The 3,887-nt window shown below is 74.0% G+C and carries 4 protein-coding genes; 2 read left to right on the top strand and 2 right to left on the bottom strand.

What is annotated here, in order from left to right; all coding sequences use genetic code 11:
* Positions 1-25 precede the first annotated feature (25 nt).
* Positions 26-514 (bottom strand): heme-degrading domain-containing protein, encoded by a 489-nt coding sequence (locus tag ACWGH4_RS32620; protein ID WP_441265544.1) that lies wholly within the window; start codon positions 512-514, stop codon positions 26-28.
* The gene (locus ACWGH4_RS32615) at positions 511-1,602 is read right to left on the bottom strand and encodes a Gfo/Idh/MocA family oxidoreductase (RefSeq protein ID WP_453467213.1); all 1,092 of its coding nucleotides are present in this window, start codon (positions 1,600-1,602) and stop codon (positions 511-513) included. Before ACWGH4_RS32615 ends, ACWGH4_RS32620 begins: the two co-directional genes overlap by 4 nt.
* Positions 1,603-1,670: 68 nt before the next feature.
* On the opposite strand from ACWGH4_RS32615, the gene ACWGH4_RS32610 reads away from it, so the two are divergent.
* Both ACWGH4_RS32610 and ACWGH4_RS32605 read left to right on the top strand, forming a co-directional pair.
* On the top strand, positions 1,671-2,837 hold the full coding sequence (locus tag ACWGH4_RS32610) for an ROK family transcriptional regulator (RefSeq protein ID WP_453467211.1): 1,167 nt from the start codon (positions 1,671-1,673) through the stop codon (positions 2,835-2,837).
* A 132-nt stretch (positions 2,838-2,969) separates the two neighbouring features.
* Complete coding sequence (locus ACWGH4_RS32605) at positions 2,970-3,848, top strand: hypothetical protein (RefSeq protein ID WP_453467209.1); 879 nt, start codon at positions 2,970-2,972, stop codon at positions 3,846-3,848.
* Positions 3,849-3,887 lie beyond the last annotated feature (39 nt).

Below are 3,887 nucleotides of genomic sequence, written 5' to 3'. Positions count from 1 at the left end.
GCACCGCACGGACCCGAACGCGGTATCACCTGTCGATGAAGCGCTCCAGCGCCTCGACCACCATCGCGTGGTCCTCGGCCTGGGGCAGACCGGAGACCGTCACCGAGCCGACGACCCCGGCTCCGACGACCGTGATCGGGAACGAACCGCCGTGCGCCGCGTACAGGTCCGGGTCCAGCCGCGAGGACTCCTCGAACGTGGTGCCCTTGGCGCGGTGGCGTGCCCCGACCAGGTACGAACTCTCGCCGTACCGCTCCACGACCCGCCGCTTGCGGTCAATCCAGGCGTCGTTGTCGGCGCTCGAGCCCGGCAGCGCGGCATGGAACAGCTGCTGCGCCCCGCGGCGGATGTCGATGGCGACCGGAGCCTCGCGCAGGTGCGCCATCTCGACCAGCATGCTGCCGAGCGCCCACGCGTCGGCGTGGGTGAACCGGCGCAGCGTGAGCCGCCGCTCCTGCTGGACGATCTCGTCGACGGTGAGGTGGGGGACCGGCTTCATCGTGTCCGTGTTCATGCGGTGACCTCCACGGTGACGGTGATCCCTTCACGGGCGGAACGGCGGGCGGCCTCCAGTACGTCCAGGGCGGCCGCGGCCTCCTCCGCGGTGACCGGCGGAGCGGCCTTCTCGCGCACCGCGGCGGCGACCGCCGCGTAGTACGCGGGGTAGTCGCCCGGTACGGTCTCCACGGGAGCGCCCCCGCCCGTCAGCGGCGACTCTCCCGCACCGACCCGGCCCCACATCGACTCCGGCTCCACGCCCCATGGCTCGCCGTCGTCCGGACGGCGGCCGGCGCGCAGAGCGTCCTCCTGCGGGTCCAGGCCGTACTTCACGTACCCGCCTGCGGAGCCCAGAACCCGGAATCGAGGGCCGAGCTGCGCGGTCGTGGCGCTGGCGTACAGATGCGAGCGGACGCCGTTGGCGTGCGTGATCGCGATGAAGGTGTCGTCGTCGGCCTGCGCGCCGGCGCGGCGCACGTCGGACTCCGCGTACACCCGCACCGCGGGGCCGAAGAGGGTCAGCGCCTGGTCGACGACATGGCTGCCGAGGTCGTAGAGGAGGCCGCCGATCTCCTGCGGGTCGCCCGACTCGCGCCAGCCGCCCTTGAGCTGAGGGCGCCAGCGCTCGAAGCGGGACTCGAAGCGCTGCACCTCGCCCAGTTCGCCGGCCTCGATGAGCCTCCGCAGGGTCAGGAAGTCGTTGTCCCAGCGGCGGTTCTGGAACACGGAGAGCACGAGACCGCGCTCGGCGGCCAGGGCGGCGAGCGCCCGCGCCTCGGCGGCCGTACCGGCGAGGGGCTTGTCGACGACGACCGCGGTACCCGCCTCGAGGGCGGCGCGGGCGAGCGGGACATGCGTCTTGTTCGGTGTGGCGACGACCATCAGGTCGAGCTCGTCGGCCCGGGCCCACAGGCGGTCCGGCGATGCCTCGACGCGGACCCCGGGGAACGCGGTGCGGGCCTGCTCCTGCCGTTCCGGGCTGGAGGTGACGACCGTGTCGAGGACGAGTCCCTCGGTGGCGGCGATCAACGGGGCGTGGAAGACGGAGCCCGCCAGGCCGTAGCCGATGAGTGCGACGCGGAGGGGAGAGCCGGTACCAGTCATGCCGTCCACTTAAGCAACGGTGTTGCCAAACTGCAAGCGGGGCGGACAATGGAGGAGTGAACAGGAGCATGGCGGGAGTGGGAGCCAATCTGCCCGCGCTGCGCAGCCACAATGCGGCGCTCGTCCTCGACCTGCTGCGATCAGCGGGCGAGGGCGGCATCAGCAGGCTCGAACTGGCCGACGGCACGGGGCTCACACCCCAGGCCGTCAGCAAGATTGTCGCCCGGCTGCGCGAGGAGGGCACGGTCGCGGAGGCGGGACAGCGCGCGTCGACCGGCGGTAAACCGCGGACGGTGCTGCGTCTGGTGCCCTCCGCGGGGTACGCGCTGGGCGTTCATCTGGACCGGGACGAGCTGACGGTGGTCCTGGTCGACCTCGCCGGCACCCGTGTCGCCGGCCGGAAGGTCCCGCTGGACCTCGGCGCGGGCACCGATGCGGTCGTCACCAAGACGGTGGCAGAGGTCGGGGTCCTCCTCGCCGACGCGGACCCGGCGGGACCGGCCGGTCTCGTCCTCGGTGCCGCCGGTCTGCGGGTGCTCGGGGTCGGCGTCGCCATGCCGGGACCGCTCGACCACTTCAACGGCGTGACCCAGCGCGTCACCGGTTTCCCGCAGTGGGAGGGCTTTCCGCTGCGGGACGTGCTCGCCGGACGTCTCGGGCTGCCCGTCGTCCTCGACAAGGACACCAACGCCGCGGCCCTCGGCATCGCCCTGCGCGGCCCCGGCGACTCCTTCGCCTACCTCCACCTCGGCACCGGGCTCGGCGCCGGACTCGTCCTCGGCGGCGTGCTCTACCGGGGCGCACGCACCGACGCGGGCGAGTTCGGCCACCAGGTGATCCAGCTCGACGGGCCCCTGTGCACCTGCGGCAGACGCGGCTGCATCGAGGTGCTCTGCCTGGAAGCGGTCGCCCGTGGCGACATCGCGGGCGCCGCCCGTGTCCTCGGCGTCGGCGCCACCAACCTCGTGGAACTCCTCGACATCGAACGGGTCCTCCTGGGCGGCCGTGTCGTCGACGCCCAGGCGGACGAGTTCGTGCAGGGAGTGCGGGCCGTGCTCGCCCAGCGCGCCGATGTCCCCGTGACGGCTGCAGCGGGGGACGGCGAGCAGACCGTCGCCGACGGCGCCGCCCAGCTCGTGCTCGCCCCGCTCTTCGGCCGGTCGGAAGCGGTCGCCCCGGCCGCCGCGTCCCCGGAGGGACCGCAGGCCAATCCTCCGGCGCCGGAAATACGCTGACAGGAGGGGCGTTCGGCCGCTGATCGGCCGTACCGGGTCCGCGGTGCCCGCGCCGGCGGGCACACATGGCACGGTCCCGGGCCACGCCCGGGCGATCCCGGCAGTACGCGAGCAAGCAAAGGCCTGCCTCTCATGCGAACGCGCAATGCCCTCGCCCTCGGAGCCGTCGCGGCGCTGATCGCGTCCGCGGTGGTCAGCGGCTCCGCCGCCATCGCCGCCCGCGGCCCCCAGCGGTCCGTCACCGCCGCGTCCACCGCGCCGGCCGAGGACCGGTCCGGCGACCGGCCCGCCGACCGCGCGCCCACCTGCGGCAAGGTCTCCGACCCGGTGTTCCCGATCGGGACCCGGATTGATGGCGGTCCCACCACCGTCCGGGCAGGGTCGGGCTTCCACTCCTGGTCGGTGGAGCTCACGAACAGCACCCGCGAGACCTGTCACCGGATCCACCCGGTGATCGTCCTCACCGCCCAGGACCGCGGACTCACCGAGGACCGCGTCACCCTCGAGTTCTACGACCCGGACGCGGAACGGTGGCGCCCGGTCGTGCTCGAGGAGACCACCGAGGACGAGATCGTCGGCGTCTTCGACGACTTCCAGGGCTTCGTCGTACCCGCCGGCGGGACGCTCACCGTACGGACCAGGCTCTCGCTCTCCACCGACACGCCCTCGAACACGGTCACCGTCAACGCCGCCGTCGTGCAGCGCAAGGGGGACGACGGCGACTGGGTGGGGGCCTCGGGGGACCACCGCTTCACCGTCGTGGCGGGGGAGGGGAGCCGGTCGGCCGGGCCAAGCCCCGCCCGGACCACCACGGACCCGTCCCGCAGCGCGGCGCCGGCCCCGGTCACGCCCGCCGGGGTGTCGCCGAGCCGTTCCGGCCAGCTCGCCACCACCGGCTCCGGACCGCTCACCCGTATCGGCGTCGGGGTCGGGGGCGCGATCCTGCTGGGCGCGGGCGCCCTGGCGCTCCGCACCCGCCGCCGGCGCGTCGCCCGGCCCCGCCGGCGCTGAGCCGCGCCGGCCCTCGGGGCCGGCCGGGCGCCCCCGGGG

The organism is Streptomyces sp. NPDC054847 (assembly GCF_053610925.1).
This window is presented reverse-complemented; position numbering and strand designations above follow the sequence as displayed.